This is a genomic window from Mesorhizobium sp. M0119, from assembly GCF_040322615.1.
In the GTDB taxonomy this organism is placed as follows: domain Bacteria; phylum Pseudomonadota; class Alphaproteobacteria; order Rhizobiales; family Rhizobiaceae; genus Mesorhizobium.
This window is the reverse complement of the sequence record NZ_JAMYTU010000001.1, coordinates 261149-280069: the sequence shown is the minus strand read 5'-3', so window position 1 is coordinate 280069 and position 18921 is coordinate 261149. Positions and strand designations below refer to the sequence as shown.

Below are 18921 nucleotides of genomic sequence, written 5' to 3'. Positions count from 1 at the left end.
CCAAACGCGGACAAGCGGCATGAAACGCAAATTCAGCGACGATGCGACGATGGACGAAATCATGCATGGGTCGCCGGCGACCATCCGCGTGGTGCTCCAGCACGGCATGCTTTGCGTCGGCTGCCCGATTGCTTCGTTTCACACCGTTTCCGACGCGGCACGAGAGCACGATCTGAGTGAAGAGGAACTCCGTCGCGACCTGCTGGCGGTGACGAATGCCGGTGGCCCGGATTAGGCTTTTTCACCACGCCCTTCCGCAATTACCAGGAGCCGGTGAGGCTCGACCACCATCACTTTCTGGCGTCCGCTTTTGACCAATCCTTGATTTTCCCATGCCGAGAGCAGCCGGCTGACTGTGTGAAGTGTCGTGCCGGTCATCTCGGCAATGTCCTGACGTGAGATCGGGAAATCTATGAGGATGCCCTCATCGGTCTTCTTGCCCGATTGCTTGACCAACTTGAGCAGCCCACGGGCGACGCGCTGTTCCACCTGCTCGGTGGACATCTCGATGACGCGCGAATGAGCGTCCTGAAGCCTGCTGCCCACGGCCTTGTACGTATTGGAGCCGAAACTGGGGAAATCGGCGGCAAATGTCGGCCATAAGCGACTCGGCCAGGCAAGAACGATACAATCAACCGCGGCAATGGCACTTGCCGGGTAGCTGGTGAGGCCAAGCGCATGGGCAATGCCCATCAACTCACCCGGACTTATGTATCGCACCGTCACCTCGTGACCGTCGGGAGTTGATTTCACCACGCGCACATGTCCGTCGAGCAACAGGAAAAAGGAATCTGCTTCCTGCTCCTGCTCGAACACCGGCTGGTCCTTGGCAATCCTCAACGACCTGGCCTGTGCGATTATGCGGTCGAGATCCGTGGGGGCTATGCCCCAAAGACAGGAAGCCCGGCAATCAGCGAGCGATCGAGGCTACCCAACGCTGTGCCCTCCCAAGTGCTGATTCGCCCAATGCATCCAGGTTCGCCCTGGTTAGGGCAGCCCGGTCATAGAATGTGTCATGGGCGGCCCTCGTGCGGCAAGAGGCGCGTATTCGCCGCCTTTCCCTGAAATTCCAAATCTTGTTTGCGCTGCGGCAAATTCCGTCTGCCCGGTCACGATAGAAGGACCGGAGTTGCGGCTGTCCATGTCACCTATCACGCCCAGCTGTTTTTTCTCCTTGAAGGGACGTCATGGCAATTCCACGAACACGGCCGAGCACCTATCCGGCTGTTCTCTCCTACAGGCTCCGGCCGTTCTTTCTTATCGGTTCACTGTATGGCGGTGCGGCGATGCTGTTCTGGCTGCCTCTGTTTTACGGCCGGCTCGAGACGTCCAGCAGCTTCTCGCCCGTGGACTGGCATATCCACGAATTGCTGTTTGGTTATGTGGCGGCCGTTGTGACCGGTTTCCTATTGACCGCAATCCCGAACTGGACCGGAAGGCTTCCCGTGCAGGGCCTTCCCCTGCTGGGCCTCGCATTGCTTTGGTGCGCGGGGCGGTTGACCGTCTTCTTTTCGGCGCAGGCAGGCTGGCTGCTCAGTGCCGTCGTAGACTGCGCCTTTCTTCTCGCAGTCGTTGCCGCTGCCGCGACGGAAATCATCGCGGGCCGAAACTGGCGAAACCTCAAGGTGCTCCTGCCGGTGACGGCACTTCTGGCGGCGAATATGATGTTTCATGCCGAGGCGCACTATCAAGGCGTGTCTGACATCAGCCGCCGTCTCGGTCTTGGCGCGGCGGTCGTCCTTGTCATGATCATAGGCGGCCGCATCATTCCTTCCTTCACCCGGAACTGGCTGGTGCGTGAGAGACCGGGGCGCCTGCCAGTCCCGTTCGGCAGGTTCGACGTGGGAACGATCGCACTCTCTGCGGCCGGATTGGCGGCCTGGGCCTTCTTTCCCACCCTTTCAGGCACCGGCGCGGTGCTGATCGCCGGAGCGGTCCTCAATGCGGTCCGGCTTGCTCGTTGGGCTGGGGACCGGACGCTGCGCGATCCTCTGGTGCTGGTCCTGCATGTGGCATTCGCCTTCGTGCCGATCGGCCTCCTGATTGCCGGCCTCGCTGTCTTCGTGCCCGAGAGAGTGCCCGCGGTGGCCGGCATTCATGCGTTCGGCGTCGGAGCGGTGGCCTGTATGACGCTGGCCGTCATGACCCGCGCCACGCTCGGACATACGGGCCGTGAACTTCGGGCAAGTACAGGCACATGTGGAATCTTTGCCGCGGTCCTGCTTTCGGCCATTTTTCGGATCGCAGCTGCGTTCGCGCCCACCGAGGCAGTGCTCCTTCATATCTCTGCGGCACTGTGGATCGCATCCTTCGTTGGCTATGCGGGCCTGTTCGGCGGCATGCTGGTTCGACCACGCTTGCAAGTGCGGCAGTCAAGAACCGCAGCCTGAAGGCGGGCGGGAGCCGGCTCGCCGGGCGAGACGGGCTCTCCCACGCACATTTCGCACGCCAATTTGCGCCAGCGCAAATCACCACGTCTGCCGGTCCAGTAGAAGAGCGCAACGGTTAGTGCCGTGACGAAGTCAAGAAAGGAATTCCTAATGAAACTGCCCCTGATTGCCGCCGCTGTCGCCCTGCTCTCAATCGCCGGTGCGGCAAATGCCGAAGAACATGTCGTGCAGATGCTGAACAAGGGAGAGAAAGGCTCAATGGTCTTCCAGCCTGCCTTTGTTCGGGCGGCGCCCGGAGACACGGTCAAGTTCGTACCCACCGACAAGTCCCACAACGCCGAAAGCATCAAGGGCATGATTCCGGACGGAGCTGAAGCCTTCAAGGGCAAGCCCAGCACGGAAATTGCCGTGACCGTTACGCAGGAGGGGGTCTATGGCGTGAAGTGCGCTCCACATTATGGCATGGGCATGGTTGCGCTGATCGTCGTCGGCAAGCCCGTCAACCTGGCGGCGGCGGAAGCCGTCAAGCAGGTCGGGAAAGCCAAGCCGGTATTCGCCGATCTATTCGCCGAGGCGACCAAAACCGCTTCTAACTGACCTTCATTGCAGATCTCGCAGATCCTCTCCGCTTCGGCGGCCGGGGGAAGGCCGGGTGGACCGAGGGGAGGTCCAGCCCGGCCTATTTGATTCCCGATTTCATGCAGCAAAGCCGATGCCTTCCGTCGGTACATTAGTCTCCAAAACACAGAAACCTGAATGACGCAGTGGATTTGCGCTAGCGCAAAGACTTGACCGCAGCCGAGGCTATTCTGATGACATCGAATGGCCGACACCAAGGAGATGGAAATGCTTACGAGACGCGAAGCTTTGTTGGGTTCTGTTCTTACCGCAGCCGCGGTCGCCACCATTGGTGCAATACCGGCAGTGGCAAGCGTCAAGGATGTCGCCGGGCTGCCCCGTGAAAAGATAACGCTGGTCCCGCCGCCATTCGTGCATGCTCACGATCAGGTCGCCAAGGGCGGTCCAAAGATCATCGAATTCACCATGACGATCGAGGAGAAACCGATGGTCATTGACGCCGACGGCACGCAGCTCAATGCGATGACCTACAATGGTTCGATCCCAGGCCCTCTGATGGTCGTGCATGAAGGCGACTATCTTGAGCTTACCCTCATCAATCCAGATACCAATACCCTCGCCCACAATATCGATTTCCATGCTGCCACTGGCGGGCTCGGCGGCGGCGCGCTAACGCTGGTCAATCCGGGCGAGCAGGTTACGCTGCGTTTCAAGGCCACGCGGGCCGGAACGTTCGTCTATCACTGCGCACCCGGCGGCGCGATGATCCCTTGGCACGTCGTATCGGGGATGTGCGGGGCGGTTATGGTGCTGCCACGCGACGGCCTCAAGGACGACAAGGGCAATCCCGTTCGGTATGATCTCATCTACTACATCGGCGAGAACGACTTCTACATCCCTAGCGACGAGCAGGGAAAATTCAAGAAATATGAAATCGCCGGCGATAATTACGACGATACCCTCAAGGTGATGCGCGGGCTGATTCCGACGCATGTGGTGTTCAATGGCAGGGCTGGTTCGCTGACCGGCGACAATGCCATGAAGGCAAAGGTCGGTGAAACCATGTTGCTCGTTCATTCGCAGGCCAACCGCGACACGCGTCCGCACCTGATCGGGGGTCATGGCGACTTTGTCTGGGAACAGGGCAAGTTCGCCAACCCACCGGCCAAGGATCTGGAAACCTGGTTCATCCGTGGCGGGTCGGCAGGGGCGGCGCTGTATACGTTCCTGCAGCCGGGCATCTATGCCTATGTCAACCACAATCTGATCGAGGCAGTCGAACTCGGCGCGACCGCGCATTTCATGGTCGAGGGAAACTGGGACGACGATCTGATGATGCAGGTCGAAGCGCCGAGGGCAATCACCTCGTAGACCGGAGATCTGGTCCTCGGTGCGACCCCGCGGCGGAGCCAAAGGGGTTGCGCTTGCGGGCGGAGTTGGCGCCATGTCCTTTGAACCCGTCATTACCTTCGGAACAACTGCGGCCGTCGCGTTGATCGGTTGGGGCGTAAGCCATGCGCTCGACACGCACCCTTTTGACCTCCCCCACCAGACCGCAGTGAGCGAACTGGTGGTCCTGGGATCCGGCTCGTTCGAACACCCCCAGGCTGGGGAGTTCCTCAAGGGGAACCATCCCGTCGCAGCGCCCATCGTGCAGCAAACCATGAAGGCGCCGCTTGAGATCATGAAATACCAGGTTAGCATTTCGGAATACGGACGCTGCGTGGCGGAGGGCGCCTGCAAGCCCGCCGACTCACGCAAGAGTGGCAGCAACATTCCGGTCACCGGGGTCAGCCACATAGATGCCGAAGTCTATGCGACCTGGCTGTCAGCCCGCACGGGACAGGCATGGCGGCTGCCAACGGACGTCGAGTGGGCTTATGCGGCCAGCGAAAAGTTCCGAGGTGACATTGAGGGCGAAGGCGACCCGAACAACCCGGCGCGGCGATGGCTCACCCGGTATCGGCTCGAGACTGCGCTTGGGCGGAAACCTGATCCGGAACCGAGGGCTCAGGGGTCCTTCGGCACCAATTCAAAAGGCGTGGCAGATATTGCGGGAAATGTCTGGGAATGGACCTCGACATGCTATTCCCACGCCATAATAGCGATTGATGGCAAGCGGATCGAGAGTTCTATCGACAATTGCGGCGTACACGTTGTCGAGGGATTTCACCGCACCTACATGTCCAACTTCATTCGGGATGGAAAAAGCGGCGGTTGCGCAGTCGGGACGCCGCCTGACAATTTGGGTTTCCGGCTTGTCCGCGACCGACCCAGCCCTGTGCAGGCTGCCCTTCGGCGCCTGGGATTTTCCTGACGCACAAACACATTTTCCTGACGCATACAAGAGTGCATGATGACATTGAAATCAGCTTCTGCCGATCGGGCGGGTCCCGTCGCGGAACGGCCGCTGGACCATACCGGCGTCGAGCGCACGACGATCGGAAGATTGGTCCGCGAATTCTATGCAAAGGTCAGGAAGGACAGGCGTCTTGGACCGATTTTCGCGCGCGAAATCACCGGCGATTGGGAACCTCATCTCGAGAAAATGACGGATTTCTGGTGTTCCGTTATCCTGAAGAGCGGCGACTACCAAAGGACGACCGGTGCCGACGCACCTCAAACTCAAGGATGTCACCGAGGCCGATTTCGATGTCTGGCTGGCCTTGTTCCGGCAGACGGCGGTCGAACTCTTCGCCCCGGAAACGGCTGCGGTGTTCGTCGACCGCGCTGAACGGATCGCGACAAGCCTGAAGCTGGCGATGTTCTTTCGTCTCGCTCCCGTTGTGACGGGCGATGGCGAACCGGCAGGCTTCGGCGAAACCCGGCCGGATTGACTTCGCGCAAGGAATGCTTCCTTCGAATTTCGTAATTTCCTTGGATGGCTCTCAACCTCTTCGTCGGTACGATCGTCATAAGCCTGACGGTAGTAATTCACACTTTTGGCCTTATCGCAGTCACTCGCGCGATGGGACATCTGGTGGCGCGATTTCGCATGCATGGGCACCGCAGCCGAACAGTCGCGATGATCAGCGTGGTCATGGGGCTCTTCGCCGTGATGACAGCGGAGGTCTGGGTTTGGGCCGGACTTTACCGGTTGCTCGATATCTTCGCCGACTTCGAAACCGCACTCTACTTTTCCACCATCACCTTTTCGACGGTCGGCTACGGTGACGTCGTACCCGCTCACGCATGGCGCGTATTGGCGGCACTTGAGGGGGTGAATGGATTCCTGCTGATAGGCTGGTCGACCGCGTACCTGATCGCGGCGGGGACCCGGATCGGCCCGTTCAAAGCCGGCGAGCATTTCTGACCGCGGCAGCGCTCAAACTGCCACCGAATGCCTGCCCTTGCCGCTCTCAAGATAAGCGTCGAACATTGCTGCGATGCTGCGAACAAACGGGCGACTTTCCGCCGGGACGACAAAATTGTCGCCATCGAGCTCCAGCAACCGGGCCGGATCGTTGATCGCCAGGGAACTTGCCTTGAAAAGGAGCCGCTGGCCACGCTCGCCGAAGCGCTCGACCAGTTCGATCGCCGAAAAGGCGAAATCGCACATCAGTCGCTCGATGATCCAGCCCCGGACGCAGTCATCATCGGAAAATGCGATGCCGCGGACCGCGGCCAGTCCGCCCCCTGCAACCATGCGACCGTACTCTGCCGTCGCCGGCATGTTCTGCGCGTAACCCTGGCGAAAACGGCTGATGGATGAAGGGCCAAGCCCGATCAGTGTCTCGCAGCGATCCTCGGTGTAGCCCTGGAAATTGCGATGCAAGGTGCCTGTACGGGCTGCTTGCGCCAACGCATCGCTTGGCTTGGCGAAATGGTCGAAGCCCACCGCCTCATACCCTGCATTCAGTACGAGGTCAGCGGCAATTTGCGATTGAGCGTACCGCTCCGCAGGGGCAGGCAGCCACGCTTCGTCGATCATCGTCTGGTGCTTCTTGAACCAGGGCACATGCGCGTAGCCGAACAGCGCCATCCTGTCTGGTTCCAGGGTCAGCGCCTGCGCTACGGTGGAACAGACGCTCTCGCTGGTCTGGTGCGGCAAGCCGTAGAGCAGGTCCAGATTGACGGAACCGACGCCGCGTGAACGAACTCCGTCGACAACCGTCTTGGTCTGCAGGAAGCTCTGCTCGCGGTTGATCGCCTTCTGCACCTTCGGGTCAAAGTCCTGCACACCGAGGCTTGCCCTGGTCATGCCGATTTCGGCGAGCGCATCGAGGCGCGCCTCGTCCATGTCGTTGGGATCGATCTCGACGCTGATTTTTGCGTCCTTAACAAAATCGAAGCTGTTCCGTAAGGCAGTCCCCAACGCCACCATATCCTCGGGCTTCAGCATGGTTGGCGAACCGCCGCCGAAATGCACTGCGCGGACATGGCCCTTGCTGGCGACAAGACCCGCAACCGTCGCGATCTCAGCATGCAGCGAACGAAGATATGCAGTCACCGGTTCGTAATGGCGTGTCTGCTTGGTATGGCACGCGCAGAACCAGCAAAGCCTGTCGCAGTAAGGGATGTGCAGATAGAGCGAGATCTCGTCCCCACATTCGAGCCTCTCCAACCAGCCCTGCTGGACAACCGCGTCGACGCCGTGATGGAAGTGCGGCGCGGTGGGATAGCTGGTATAGCGGGGCACATTCTCGCCAAGTCTGGCAGCCAATTCCGGTCGCATTTCGCCTTCCATCATCCTTGCAAGATTGAATTCTGGCTGCACAACCCCCATCGCCGCCTTGATTTCGATCAAGGCCCTTTGCGAACAAACTGCCGCAAGGGATTTGCAGCCGCCGGTGCTATCTTGCCGGTAACTTTGAATGTTTCGGACGATCATGATGACAGTGCGCCAAGATGTTCACTTCCGGCAGTCCAGTACTTTGCCAGTCTTGCGAGGCACGGCATCGGGGTGTCTGCGGAGCGCTCGATCCCGACCAGTTGGTCGCACTCGCCAAGACCTCAGCAAGACACAGCGTTGACCCCGGGTTCGAACTGATCGGCGACGCAGAGACCGTCGACAGCTATTCGAACGTGCTTTCGGGTGTGGTGAAGCTGACAAAGAGCCTTTCCGATGGTCGCCAGCAGATTGTCGGCCTCCAGTTTGCGCCCGACTTTCTGGGACGGCCGTTCAAGGTGGAAAGTGCAATCAACGCGGAAGCCGCAACAGCTGTTTCCCTGTGCTCATTTCCAAAAGCGGCTATCGAACGGATGATGAAGGAATCACCAGAGCTCGAGCATCGCCTGCTCAAGCAAACGCTGAACGAGCTCGACCATGCACGCGACTGGATGCTGACGCTGGGGCGCAAGACCGCTTCGGAAAAGCTGGCGAGTTTTCTCTTGATGATCGCCAGGAACATCGATCCCACGATTGATTCAGCCGCAACGTCGGCCAGTTTCGATCTGCCGCTGACACGCGCCGACATCGCCGACTTCCTTGGCCTGACGATCGAGACGGTTAGCCGCCAGTTGACCAGGCTGCGGACTGACGGCGTGATCCGGATCGAGAACAATCGGCACGTGAGGGTGGACAGCTTGAGCCGGCTGGAGCGGCGTTCAGGCGCCTAGCGTTCGTCGGTCACCCCGATCATGGGCAAGACGTGCTCGCGTTCGAACGCGATATGCCGGCGCATGCTTTCGAAGAACCCCCGCAGCATGAACCCGACGGCTTCCGGGTTGTGCAACCTCTCGCCATGGCCGATCGCCAGCAGAATTTCGGTCACCTCACCGGCAAAGCACTCGTCCTCGACATGCTCGGCGCGCAGCCGCCGGACTGAGGCCAGGGTGGCATCGCTGCCAGCGACAGTGGCCTCGTAGGCGGGAAAGATGACCGTCTCTTCATATTGATGAATGTTGCGCAATAACGGGACGATCGCGTTGGCTGTGCCAAGGCAGTTCAGGCGGTCGACATTCGGCAAGGTGTCGGCGATTCTTTCCAGGGCATCACAGAGCTGCAGCTTGTCCAGATGCGCGCGCTTCATGACCGCCGCTGCTACCGCCTCTCTGCCGGATGACGAACTGTCGCGGCCTGTTTCGAACCGCGACCATTCCCTGTCCCTGTTCAATGACAGCCTCCCGATCGTTTGCGAGATCAACGCTGCCCAATCCAAAAGCAAATGGCTTTGACATGGATCAAGGCGGCGATGGGGAGACTGCTGAATTGGTATTCACGCGGATTGGCGTCCGCATCGGAATCCGACCTCGGGGACATGTCATGAAGTTCGGCACAGAAATCGTCGCTTTGGGCCTTTTCGCCTTTGTCGCGCTGGTGGCTGCCGGCTTTGGTGTGGACGAACCTTTTCGGCAGCACATGTGGGTGCTGCTCATCGTGCTGCTTGGCTTTATCACCATCCTTCTTCGCAACACGAGCTTCGCAGCGCCCGCGGCAATCGATCCGTCCGCCTATATGGATGGGCCGATCCGCTACGGTGCCATCGCCACTATGTTCTGGGGCGTGGTGGGAATGCTGGTCGGCGTGGTCATCGCGCTGCAGCTTGCCTACCCGGATCTTAACATCGAGCCCTGGTTCAACTTCGGCCGCTTACGGCCTTTGCATACTTCCGGCGTGGTCTTTGCCTTCGGCGGCAATGCGCTCATTTGCACGTCGCTTTATGTCGTGCAGCGGACCTGTCGTGCCCGGCTGTTCGGCGGCGATCTCGCCTGGTTCGTAGTCTGGGGCTATCAGCTGTTCATCGTCATGGCTGCAACCGGCTACCTGCTCGGAATCACCGAGAGCCGCGAATACGCCGAGCCCGAATGGTATGTGGACCTGTGGCTGACCATTGTGTGGGTCGCCTACCTCGTCCTGTTCCTCGGCACCATCCTGAAGCGCAGGGAACCGCACATCTACGTCGCCAACTGGTTCTATCTGTCCTTCATCGTGACGATCGCGATGCTGCATGTGATCAATAATCTATCGATGCCCGTCTCGTTCGTGGGTTCAAAGAGCTATTCAGCTTTCTCCGGCGTCCAGGATGCCTTGACGCAGTGGTGGTACGGCCACAATGCCGTCGGCTTCTTCCTCACCGCCGGCTTCCTCGGCATGATGTATTATTTCGTGCCCAAGCAGGCCAACCGACCTGTCTATTCCTACAGGCTGTCGATCATCCACTTCTGGGCTTTGATCTTTCTCTACATCTGGGCCGGTCCGCACCACCTCCACTACACCGCTCTGCCGGACTGGGCCCAGACGCTCGGCATGGTGTTCTCGATCATGCTCTGGATGCCTTCGTGGGGCGGCATGATAAACGGCCTGATGACGCTCTCGGGCGCCTGGGACAAGCTGCGCACCGACCCGATCATCCGTATGATGGTCATGGCCATCGCCTTCTACGGGATGTCGACCTTCGAAGGCCCGATGATGTCAATCAAGGCCGTCAACTCGCTCTCGCACTACACCGACTGGACCATCGGTCACGTCCATTCGGGCGCGCTCGGATGGGTTGGCATGATCTCGTTCGGCGCGATCTATTTCATGGTCCCGAAGTTATGGAACCGCGACCGGCTTTATTCGCTGCGGCTCGTCAACTGGCACTTCTGGCTGGCGACGCTTGGGATCGTCGTATACGCCGCGGTGATGTGGGTCTCCGGCGTCATGCAGGGCCTGATGTGGCGCGAATACGACGAGCAGGGCTTCCTGGTCTACTCCTTCGCAGAGACCGTCGCAGCCATGCATCCCTATTATGTCATGCGCGCTCTGGGCGGCGCGATGTATCTCGCCGGAATGCTGATCATGGCGTGGAACATCGCGATGACGATCCTCGGCTACCAGCGCGAGGAGCAACCGATGCCGGATCCTGTTCCCGCCCTCCAGCCTGCCGAATAAGGAGCCAGAAAATGGGCTTGATGGACAAACATGCCGTGATCGAGAAGAACGCCACGCTTCTTCTCGTGGGCTCCCTTCTGGTGGTGACGGTCGGCGGCATAGTCGAGATCGCGCCGCTCTTCTATCTCGACAATACGATCGAGAAAGTCGAAGGCATGCGGCCCTATTCGCCGCTCGAGCTCGCCGGCCGCAACATCTATGTGCGCGAGGGCTGCTACCTCTGCCATAGCCAGATGATCAGGCCGTTCCGCGACGAAGTCGAGCGCTATGGGCATTACAGCCTGGCGGCCGAGTCGATGTACGACCACCCGTTCCAGTGGGGATCGAAACGCACCGGACCGGACCTCGCGCGGGTGGGCGACCGTTATTCGAATGGATGGCACGTCCAGCATCTTACCGACCCGCGCTCTGTGGTGCCGGAATCGATCATGCCAAGCTACGCATTCCTGAAAAATACACCGATCGAGGTGAAGGACTTCTCGACACATCTTATCGCCAACAAGCGTGTCGGCGTCCCCTACTCCGATGACATGATTGCTAATGCCAATGCCGATCTCATGGCACAAGCGGATGCCAACGTCGACACGTCCGGCCTCGAAGCCCGCTATCCGAAAGCCAAGCTCGGTGATTTCGACGGTAATCCGCAGCAGGTCACCGAAATGGATGCCCTTGTCGCTTACCTCCAGATGCTCGGCACGCTGGTCGACTTCAAAAACTATGACGAGGCCGCCGGCTACCGCTGAGGAAGATATCGATGAATTACAATCTGATGCGGGAATTTGCCGACAGCTGGGGCCTGCTCGCCATGGCGCTTTTCTTCGTCGGATGCATTGCCTTCGCGCTTCGCCCCGGCGGCCGCAGGCAAGCTGACGAAGCCGCCCGGATACCTCTCAAGGACGATTGACAATGAGCAACGAGCATATCGATGAAGTCTCGGGCATTTCAACCACCGGCCATGAGTGGGATGGCATCCGGGAGCTCAACAATCCGCTTCCGCGCTGGTGGATCACGACCTTTTACATCACCATCCTCTGGGCGATCGGCTATACCATCGCCTATCCAGCATGGCCGATGCTGAGCTCCGCGACCAAAGGCGTAATCGGCTATTCGAGCCGAAATGATGTGGAGAACGAGCTCGCCGCAGCGGAAATCGCCAAGGGCAAGTATGTTGCGGCTGTACAGTCGAAAACTGTCCTGGAGATTGCCGACGACGACGCGCTGCGCGAATTCGCGGGTGCCGCCGGCGGCGCCGCGTTCAAGGTCAATTGCGTGCAGTGCCACGGCTCCGGCGCTCAAGGGTCCAGCGGCTTTCCCAATCTCAACGACGACGATTGGCTGTGGGGCGGAAGTGCCGAGCAGATCCAGCAGACGATCACACATGGCATCCGTTTTTCATCGGACCCGGACACACGCCAATCCGAAATGCCGGCCTTTGGCGACATTATCACAGCTGACCAGATCAGGAAGGTCAGCGCCTATGTCGCCAGCCTGTCGGGACCTGTTCAAGACGAAAGTCTGGTCGAGCCGGGTGCCAAGGTCTTCGCGGAGAATTGCGTGGCGTGTCATGGCGAAAATGCAAAAGGCAACAAGGAGTTTGGCGCGCCCGACTTGACCGATGCCATCTGGCTTTACGGATCCGGGGAAGCATCGATCGCTGCCCAGGTTCGCGCGCCCAGACAGGGCGTGATGCCAGCCTGGGGCGGACGTCTTGGCGACACCAAAGTCAAGGAGCTCGCCGTCTACATCCATTCGCTTGGCGGTGGGGAATAGAGGGGGGTTCTATTCCCGGCCCTCCGCCGGCTAAGCGACGGGGCCCGGCTTGCGCCGGGCCTCGATCGTATTTGCGGCATCGGCGATTGACTTGCATCAACGCGGCGCGGCCCATCATGCGGCAAAGCTTGGCTAGCACGCTGCATTCCGGACGTCGCTCCACATCAGAGATGTCCGGTTGCACGGCAAAATGATCGGCTGCGCGACTGGAGATATTCGTGCTGGACAACATTCAGGTAGAGCGACTTGAGGCCGAGGCGGTCAACTCGGCCAAAACGCGTCAGCCGCTCTATGCCGCACGCAAGAAGATCTTCCCGAAGCGCGCTTCAGGCAGCTTTCGTCGCTTCAAGTGGCTGGTGATGGCAATCACGCTGGGCATTTACTACCTGTCGCCTTGGCTGCGTTGGGATCGGGGGCCGTTTGCCCCGGACCAGGCTGTGCTGATCGATCTCGCCAATCGCCGCTTTTACTTCTTTTTCATCGAGATTTGGCCGCAGGAATTCTACTATGTTGCCGGCCTGCTGGTCATGGCCGGCATCGGCCTTTTCCTGGTCACTTCCACGGTCGGCCGGGCCTGGTGCGGCTATACCTGCCCACAGACCGTATGGGTCGACCTGTTTCTGGTTGTCGAACGCGCGATCGAGGGCGACCGCAACGCTCGCATGAAACTCGATGCCGGCCCCTGGGCCGCGCGCAAGCTTGTGCTGCGTCTAACCAAACACGCTATCTGGCTGGTCATAGGCGCGGCAACGGGGGGTGCCTGGATCTTCTATTTCGCCGATGCGCCAACTTTAATTCGAGAGGTCTTCACCGGGACCGCAGCGCCCATCGCCTACATCACCATCGCGGTGCTGACGGCGACCACCTACACGTTCGGCGGACTGATGCGCGAGCAGGTTTGCACCTATATGTGCCCATGGCCGCGTATCCAGGCGGCCATGCTCGACGAGAATTCGCTCACCGTAACGTACAATGATTGGCGCGGCGAGCCGCGTTCGCGCCACGCCAAGAAGGTGCTTGCCGCGGGGCAGCCGGTTGGAGACTGCGTCGATTGCAATGCCTGTGTCGCCGTCTGCCCGATGGGGATCGACATTCGGGACGGCCAGCAGCTCGAATGCATCACCTGCGCGCTGTGCATCGATGCTTGCGACGGCGTCATGGACAAGCTCGGCAAGGAGCGGGGACTGATCTCCTATGCGACGCTGTCCGATTACAGCGCCAACATGGCGGTAGCCACCGCAGGCGGCTCTTGCTCGGTGAACCCGTCGCTCGTGCGGACCGACGGCGGCGCTTTCTCCGATAGGTTGGCCCATTTCCATCTCCGTAAAATCTTCAGGCCACGCACCTTCGTCTACATGGGCGCGTGGTCGGCGATCGGCCTTGCCCTGCTCTATTCGCTGCTGACGCGCGACCGGCTCGACGTCAGCGTTCTGCACGACCGCAATCCGCAGTTCGTGACGCTGTCCGATGGTTCGATCCGCAATGGTTACACCGTCAAGCTGCTCAACATGATCCCCGAGCCAAGGACGATTGTCGTCACCATGCAGGGCTTACAACGCGCCGAAATGAACGTCGTCGGGATCGACCTGCCTGCAGATCGCTCATTTGCCATCGCCGTCGAACCAGACCGGCTGAAGATGCTGAAGGTTTTCGTCCGCCAGCCGGCTGAACAGCTCAAGGGGCAAGCGCAGACATTCAAGTTCCGGGTCGAAGACAAGGCAAGTTTCGAAGTCGATGAATACACGGCCACGTTCAACGCACCGGAGATCCTTAGATGAGCGTCAATATGCGAAGGCCCCGCGAATTTACCGGAAGGCATATGCTGCTTACCATTCTCGGCTTTTTCGGCGTGGTTGTTGGCGTGAATGTGACCATGGCGACGCTGGCCAGCACGAGCTGGACCGGTCTTGTCGTTGAAAACACCTATGTGGCGAGCCAGCAGTTCAACAAGAAGGCCGAGGAGGGGCGCGCGCAGACCGCACTCGGCTGGACCAGCAAACTCACCATCGCATGGGGCGAGGTCCGCTACAGCCTCAGCGATGCCGCCGGCAAGCCCATTCCCCTGCATTCTGTGAAGGTTCTGTTTCGCCACCCCGCTTACGAGGCCGAGGACAAGTCCCTCACTCTGGCCTCAACTACAGGCCAGGAATTTGCGACGCAGCACACGCCGAGAGATGGCGTCTGGATCGTCGAAGTCGATGCCGATGCTGGTCTCGCCGAACCCTACCGCGATGTCCGTCGGATCATGATTTCCCAAGGAGCGCTGCAATGAGCTGCTGCGCGCCGGGCGCTGAAATGGCGCTGGCCCTCGATAGGGTCACACCCGTCTTGCCGTCGAACCATGAAGTCAAATTGGCGAGCCGCTCGCTTGGCGATGATCTTCACCAGACCGATCTCTCAGTGCCGACTGTTCACTGCGGCGCCTGCATACAGACGATCGAGACAGCACTCGAAAAGCTCGATCGCCTCGAAGACGCAAGGGTCAACTTGTCGACGAAACGGGTTTCGATCCGATGGCGTGGGAATGAGGCACCGCCATTCGTCGCTGCGCTTGAGCGGCTGGGCTACCCAGCGCATCTTTTGGAGCCCGAGGTTGATGAAAAAGACAAGACGCTTTCGGAACTGATCCGCGCCGTCGCGGTTGCCGGCTTTGCGGCGGGCAACATCATGCTGCTTTCGGTCTCGGTCTGGTCCGGCGCTGAAGGTCCGACCCGCGACCTGTTCCATTGGATCTCGGCGCTGATTGCCATCCCTGCCCTCGCCTTCGCCGGCGGCATTTACTTCCGCTCGGCATGGAACGCGTTGCGCCACGGCCGCATGAACATGGATGTGCCGATTGCTGTTGGGGTCTCACTCGCCTACGCGATGAGCCTCTACGAAACCATCAACCATGGCGACCACGCTTACTTCGACGCATCGGTATCGCTGCTGTTCTTCCTGCTGATCGGCCGCACGCTTGATCACGTGATGCGGGAGCGTGCCCGGACCGCGGTGAACGGCCTGTCACGGCTCGCGGCGCGTGGCGCCTTGGTGATGCGTGATGATGGCACGCGCGACTACCGGCCGGTTGGCGAGATAGAACCCGGCATGCAGTTGCTGATCGCGGCGGGTGAGCGGATTCCGGTCGACGGCAAGATTATTCGAGGCTCCTCGGATCTCGACTGTTCGCTGGTTTCCGGTGAGAGCGCTCCCAGAACCGTGGCGTCAGGAGAAGCCGTACAGGCAGGCATTCTAAATCTCACGGGCCCACTGACGGTCGAGGCGACAGCCGCCGCAAAAGACTCTTTCCTGGCAGAGATGGTCCGACTAATGGAAGCGGCCGAGGGCGGTCGCGCGCATTATCGCCGGATCGCCGACCGCGTTTCGGCGCTCTATGCGCCGGTGGTCCATCTGACCGCCTTCGTGACGTTTCTCGGCTGGATGGTGGCCATCGGCGACTGGCACCGGGCAACGACGATCGCCATCGCCGTCCTCATCATCACATGTCCCTGTGCGCTCGGCCTTGCCGTACCGATCGTGCAGGTTGTTGCGGCGCGCCGGCTGTTCGAAGCTGGCGTCATGGTCAAGGACGGTTCCGCCATGGAGCGCTTGGCGGCAATCGACGTCGCGGTGTTCGACAAGACCGGCACGCTAACGCTCGGACAGCCCCAACTCGTCAACGCACCATCCATCCACCCGACTATGCTGGCAATCGCAGCCGATATGGCCTCGCATTCCCGTCACCCACTTTCAAAGGCCATTGCCAACTTTGCAGGTTTCGCCGGCCAGCCAAAGCTCGAGGCTGTCAGCGAGCACCCCGGATTCGGCATCGAAGCCACTGCCGCGGGCAGCACCTGGCGGCTGGGTAGGCGCGGATGGGCCGGGTGGAAGGCCCGAACCGGGGGCGAAAGCAGATATGGCGGAACGGTTCTGACGAAAGATGGGATCATTGTGGCTTCCTTCGTCTTCGAGGACGCGTTGCGTGCAGACGCCAGAGCGGCCATCGAGCAATTAAACAACGCGAGGGTTTCCGCGCAAATGCTGTCGGGCGACACCGCCGCTGCCTGCGGCGAGGTGGCGGCGGCGTTGGGCATCCATCACTTTGTTCCGGCGCTGCTTCCTTCGGGCAAGGTAGAACATATCGAAACGCTGGCGAAGGACGGCCACAAGGTGCTGATGGTTGGCGACGGCCTCAACGACACCCCTGCGCTAAGCGCGGCACACGTCTCGATAGCTCCAGCCACGGCCGCCGATGTCGGCCGCAAGGCAGCGGACTTCGTGTTCCTGCGCGAAAGCCTTTCGGCCGTACCCCTTGCCCTCGACGTCTCGCGCAAGGCCGGACGACTGATCCGGCAAAACATCGCCATCGCGATTATCTACAATGCCGTCGCCGTGCCGATCGCCATTTCGGGGCACGTCACACCGTTGATCGCCGCAATCGCCATGTCCGCCTCGTCGCTGCTTGTCATCGGAAATGCATTACGCCTGGCGTCCTTTGCGACGAACGCACCGGAGACGGTGGGCAGGCGCGGCAACCGGTCCGCCATCGGCGCACTGGCGCGATCGTCATGACGACGCTCGTCTATCTGATACCTGTGGCCCTGTTCCTCGGTGCTCTTGGGCTATCTGGGTTTCTGTGGGCTTTGAGGAGCGGGCAATACGAGGACCTCGACGGAGCCGCGGAGCGCATCCTCATCGACCGAGATGACAGACCTGAAAGCTGACTGGCTCCGCGGTGCCGACATGATGGCGATGCCGCCGGCAGTACCCGTTGAAACTGATGAAGATCAGGGCGCGGATGAGGGCTTGAAGAGGTGATCCTGGGCGCATCGCTGGCCGAGGTGCCGTGAGTGACAATCTCTTATGGTCTCGTGTTGGTTGACCGCCATGAGGCGGCCAGCGCGACGTTAGTGACGCAAACTGCCATTTGGCCGGAGACGCTCCTATCGCTGACCGGCCGCATGCTGCAGCCGCGCGATCAGGTCGCGATTGCGGCAATAGTCTGGCGGATCGTCGGCTTGCTGCTGCTCGTCGAGCCAGGTCGAGCATTCGTCCTGGTGTCCGCAGGCGCGGCAGCGGTCCACCGCCCGATTGGTGACGGCTATATTGTCTGGAACGATCTTCAATTGTTTGTCGACGCCCAGCTTCCGCATCATGCGGCCCATCAAGGCTGTCCTAGCGTCAACTGAGATCAGGTAGTCGAGAAAAGTCATGTCGGTCACTCCCGTTTCCCGCCATATCATTGTCATCTCGGCGACCGCTGCATTGATCTCGGTCAACGGGCCGTCTGCGGACGATGACCCTCGCGTGAATGCCGCAACTGGCGGACTTGCGATGCGGCCGGGGGTCAATACGACATGAGTCGGTTGATGCTGCTTTCTTCGATCAACGTGCGCGTGACTCCACCGAATGCCCATTCGCGCAGGCGGCTGTGGCCATATGCGCCGGAAACGATCAGATCGGCGTTGATTGAGCTCGCAAATGCCAACAGATGCTCACCGTCAGCGTCGCCGCGGATGAACTCGGTCCGCGCCATGATGCCGTGATGCTCAAGAAAGACTGCGACATCAGCGAGGCTGTCACGGATGCCGTCGTCGCGCTCGCTGTCGATTGTGGCGATGACGACGTCGTTGGCCTTGGCCAAGAAGGGCAATGCGTCGGTCAGCGCCCGTCGCGCCTCCCTGGTGTCCTTCCAGGCGACCAGCACGGTATTTGCCATGACATGTTCGATATGGCTTGCAGCGGCGAGTACTGGCCGGCCTGTGCCGAGTACAAGGCTACCGATATCGACGGTGCGATAGACATTTTCTCCTTTGTCGCCGCCGGTCACGATGAGGTCGGCCGCACGGGCCCAAACGCTGAGGAAGCGCGTCGGGCTGCAGACGGCTTGACCCCATTCGCTTGAGATCGAGGCAGGAACCAGCCTCTCGAAGTCGGCGCGCAGTTCGGCGAGCCGTTTTCGATTTCCGTTCACTGGATCTGCATGATCTCGCCTTCGTAGACCATACCGTCGCCAGTCGCGACCAGAGGCGGGACATCCGCAGCCGCGAGGCCGATAAGGTGAGCGCCGAAGTTTTCAGCAAGTTCAACCCCGAGGCTCACCATGGCCGCAGGAGGTGCATCGATGGCGAGGTTCACCGCAATTGATTTGTAGGACACTGGAGGCGCCTTTCGCTGGAGCAGTTGAACGCAGCATGGGGTGCATTGGCCTGCGGCGCCTTGATGCGCGTCAAATTGCATTAGCAACCGGCTTGATCGTGACTATTTGGCATCATGGTTTTGCGTGTGCAGAAAGAGCGATGAATGATAACTAGACTGCGTTGCGGGTTCCCTGATCAAAGGACTTGATTTGGACGACAGACAAACACGTGACTTGTCGACCGACGT

At 60.2% G+C, this 18921-nt stretch carries 20 protein-coding genes and 2 pseudogenes; 16 read left to right on the top strand and 6 right to left on the bottom strand.

Annotated features, from left to right (window positions below; genetic code table 11):
- Positions 1–19: 19 nt before the first annotated feature.
- On the top strand, positions 20–235 hold the full coding sequence (locus tag NKJ40_RS01350; RefSeq protein WP_352464082.1) for a DUF1858 domain-containing protein: 216 nt from the start codon (positions 20–22) through the stop codon (positions 233–235).
- On the opposite strand, the pseudogene NKJ40_RS01345 reads toward NKJ40_RS01350, so the two are convergent.
- A pseudogene (locus NKJ40_RS01345) lies at positions 232–935 on the bottom strand (Crp/Fnr family transcriptional regulator). The gene NKJ40_RS01350 and the pseudogene NKJ40_RS01345 sit on opposite strands and share 4 nt — an antisense overlap.
- 252 nt (positions 936–1187) lie before the next feature.
- Between NKJ40_RS01345 and NKJ40_RS01340 the strand changes: the two are divergent.
- The 6 genes from NKJ40_RS01340 (at position 1188) to NKJ40_RS01315 (ending at position 6282) form a co-directional block, all read left to right on the top strand.
- Complete coding sequence (locus tag NKJ40_RS01340) at positions 1188–2390, top strand: NnrS family protein (protein ID WP_352464080.1); 1203 nt, start codon at positions 1188–1190, stop codon at positions 2388–2390.
- A 150-nt stretch (positions 2391–2540) separates the two neighbouring features.
- A complete protein-coding gene (locus tag NKJ40_RS01335) occupies positions 2541–2987 on the top strand; it encodes a pseudoazurin (protein WP_352464079.1) in 447 nt (148 codons plus the stop codon).
- A gap of 249 nt (positions 2988–3236) precedes the next feature.
- Positions 3237–4340: a copper-containing nitrite reductase gene (gene nirK, locus NKJ40_RS01330; protein ID WP_352464077.1), complete on the top strand. Its 1104-nt coding sequence runs from the start codon at positions 3237–3239 to the stop codon at positions 4338–4340.
- A 73-nt stretch (positions 4341–4413) separates the two neighbouring features.
- Positions 4414–5286 carry an SUMF1/EgtB/PvdO family nonheme iron enzyme gene (locus tag NKJ40_RS01325; RefSeq protein WP_352464075.1) on the top strand — a complete coding sequence of 291 codons (873 nt, stop codon included), beginning with the start codon at positions 4414–4416 and terminating at the stop codon, positions 5284–5286.
- Positions 5287–5575: 289 nt separating this feature from the next.
- On the top strand, positions 5576–5806 hold the full coding sequence (locus NKJ40_RS31850) for a globin family protein (protein WP_502903674.1): 231 nt from the start codon (positions 5576–5578) through the stop codon (positions 5804–5806).
- A gap of 44 nt (positions 5807–5850) precedes the next feature.
- Entirely contained in the window at positions 5851–6282 is a 432-nt protein-coding gene (locus tag NKJ40_RS01315) for a potassium channel family protein (protein WP_352464073.1), read from the top strand.
- 12 nt (positions 6283–6294) lie between these two features.
- On the opposite strand, the gene hemN is transcribed toward NKJ40_RS01315, so the two are convergent.
- On the bottom strand, positions 6295–7644 hold the full coding sequence (hemN, locus tag NKJ40_RS01310; RefSeq protein WP_352464072.1) for an oxygen-independent coproporphyrinogen III oxidase: 1350 nt from the start codon (positions 7642–7644) through the stop codon (positions 6295–6297).
- Between the two features lie 157 nt (positions 7645–7801).
- Between hemN and NKJ40_RS01305 the strand changes: the two are divergent.
- Positions 7802–8528 (top strand): annotated as a pseudogene (locus NKJ40_RS01305) (Crp/Fnr family transcriptional regulator).
- Here NKJ40_RS01305 and NKJ40_RS01300 read toward each other — a convergent pair.
- Positions 8525–8941 (bottom strand): hemerythrin domain-containing protein, encoded by a 417-nt coding sequence (locus tag NKJ40_RS01300; RefSeq protein WP_352464070.1) that lies wholly within the window; start codon positions 8939–8941, stop codon positions 8525–8527. The pseudogene NKJ40_RS01305 and the gene NKJ40_RS01300 overlap by 4 nt on opposite strands.
- Positions 8942–9174: 233 nt before the next feature.
- Here NKJ40_RS01300 and ccoN point away from each other — a divergent pair, with 233 nt between their 5' ends.
- The 8 genes from ccoN to ccoS all read left to right on the top strand — a co-directional run bounded on the left by ccoN (position 9175) and on the right by ccoS (position 17258).
- Positions 9175–10785 carry a cytochrome-c oxidase, cbb3-type subunit I gene (gene ccoN / locus NKJ40_RS01295; RefSeq protein ID WP_352464068.1) on the top strand — a complete coding sequence of 537 codons (1611 nt, stop codon included), beginning with the start codon at positions 9175–9177 and terminating at the stop codon, positions 10783–10785.
- A gap of 11 nt (positions 10786–10796) precedes the next feature.
- Positions 10797–11528 (top strand): cytochrome-c oxidase, cbb3-type subunit II, encoded by a 732-nt coding sequence (gene ccoO / locus NKJ40_RS01290; protein ID WP_352464066.1) that lies wholly within the window; start codon positions 10797–10799, stop codon positions 11526–11528.
- A gap of 11 nt (positions 11529–11539) precedes the next feature.
- Positions 11540–11689: a cbb3-type cytochrome c oxidase subunit 3 gene (locus NKJ40_RS01285; RefSeq protein WP_292656579.1), complete on the top strand. Its 150-nt coding sequence runs from the start codon at positions 11540–11542 to the stop codon at positions 11687–11689.
- A gap of 2 nt (positions 11690–11691) precedes the next feature.
- Entirely contained in the window at positions 11692–12555 is an 864-nt protein-coding gene (gene ccoP / locus NKJ40_RS01280; RefSeq protein WP_352464064.1) for a cytochrome-c oxidase, cbb3-type subunit III, read from the top strand.
- A gap of 218 nt (positions 12556–12773) precedes the next feature.
- Complete coding sequence (gene ccoG, locus NKJ40_RS01275) at positions 12774–14333, top strand: cytochrome c oxidase accessory protein CcoG (protein ID WP_352464063.1); 1560 nt, start codon at positions 12774–12776, stop codon at positions 14331–14333.
- Positions 14330–14827 carry a FixH family protein gene (locus NKJ40_RS01270; RefSeq protein ID WP_352464062.1) on the top strand — a complete coding sequence of 166 codons (498 nt, stop codon included), beginning with the start codon at positions 14330–14332 and terminating at the stop codon, positions 14825–14827. The genes ccoG and NKJ40_RS01270 overlap by 4 nt, the downstream gene beginning before the upstream one ends.
- Positions 14824–17106: a cation-translocating P-type ATPase gene (locus NKJ40_RS01265; RefSeq protein WP_352464061.1), complete on the top strand. Its 2283-nt coding sequence runs from the start codon at positions 14824–14826 to the stop codon at positions 17104–17106. Before NKJ40_RS01270 ends, NKJ40_RS01265 begins: the two co-directional genes overlap by 4 nt.
- Positions 17103–17258 carry a cbb3-type cytochrome oxidase assembly protein CcoS gene (gene ccoS / locus NKJ40_RS01260; RefSeq protein ID WP_292656569.1) on the top strand — a complete coding sequence of 52 codons (156 nt, stop codon included), beginning with the start codon at positions 17103–17105 and terminating at the stop codon, positions 17256–17258. Before NKJ40_RS01265 ends, ccoS begins: the two co-directional genes overlap by 4 nt.
- A gap of 219 nt (positions 17259–17477) precedes the next feature.
- On the opposite strand, the gene NKJ40_RS01255 is transcribed toward ccoS, so the two are convergent.
- From NKJ40_RS01255 to NKJ40_RS01245, 3 genes are all read right to left on the bottom strand, one after another.
- Positions 17478–17747, bottom strand: a complete 270-nt coding sequence (locus tag NKJ40_RS01255) for a DUF6455 family protein (RefSeq protein WP_292656670.1) — start codon at positions 17745–17747, stop codon at positions 17478–17480.
- 134 nt (positions 17748–17881) lie between these two features.
- A complete protein-coding gene (locus tag NKJ40_RS01250; protein WP_352464060.1) occupies positions 17882–18364 on the bottom strand; it encodes a universal stress protein in 483 nt (160 codons plus the stop codon).
- A 140-nt stretch (positions 18365–18504) separates the two neighbouring features.
- Positions 18505–18693: a hypothetical protein gene (locus NKJ40_RS01245; protein WP_352464059.1), complete on the bottom strand. Its 189-nt coding sequence runs from the start codon at positions 18691–18693 to the stop codon at positions 18505–18507.
- Positions 18694–18921: the final 228 nt, after the last annotated feature.